1 protein-coding gene is annotated in these 738 nt (G+C 48.6%); it reads left to right on the forward strand.

Annotated elements, in window-relative coordinates:
* A partial coding sequence (locus HFD99_RS24830) for a condensation domain-containing protein (protein ID WP_185157164.1) occupies window positions 1-738 on the forward strand: 738 nt, incomplete at both ends.

Genomic DNA, 738 nt, shown 5'->3' on the forward strand with positions numbered 1-738 from the left:
CAGTTATTTGGCGGGCTTTGAACAGCAGACGTTGTTACCTGGAGCGGATACTTCATTGAAAGACCAAGTGGCGGATAGCAGCGAAAGTGTTCTGTCTACGACAACAAGCGATACCAGCAAATATGTTTCTGAAAAAATAACGGTAGAGCTGGATCCAACGTGGAGCCAGGCCATGTACCGGATTGCAAAGCAGCAGCAGGTCACAATTAATACGCTGATGCAGAGCGTGTGGGGCCTTATTTTGCAGCAATATAATAACAACGAGGATGTTGTATTCGGTAGTGTCGTATCTGGACGTCCGACGGCTATTCCGGGTGTAGAGCATATGATCGGCCTGTTCATTAATACCATCCCAGTGCGGATCCAAAGTGAGCGAAATGCCACGTTTGTGGACATCATGCGCAAAACGCAGGAGCAGGCGCTGGCTTCAGGCGTATATGACAGCTTCCCGCTGTATGAAATACAGGCGCTGACCGAGCAGAAGCAGCATCTAATTAACCACATTATGGTGTTTGAGAACTATCCGGTCGAGGAGCAAGTCGAGCAGCTGGGTGAAGTTCGTCCATCCGCGTTTGACATTACGAATGTAGAGGTTGTCGAGCAAACGAACTATGATCTGGACTTGATTGTGATGCCAGATGAAACCTTCCGGATCATGTTCAGATACAACGCGAATGTGTACGATCGGTCTACGATCGAGCGGATGCAGGGACATGTACTGCATGTCATCGAGCAAAT

This window comes from Paenibacillus sp. EKM301P, assembly GCF_011800295.1.
In the GTDB taxonomy this organism is placed as follows: Bacteria; Bacillota; Bacilli; order Paenibacillales; family Paenibacillaceae; genus Paenibacillus; species Paenibacillus polymyxa.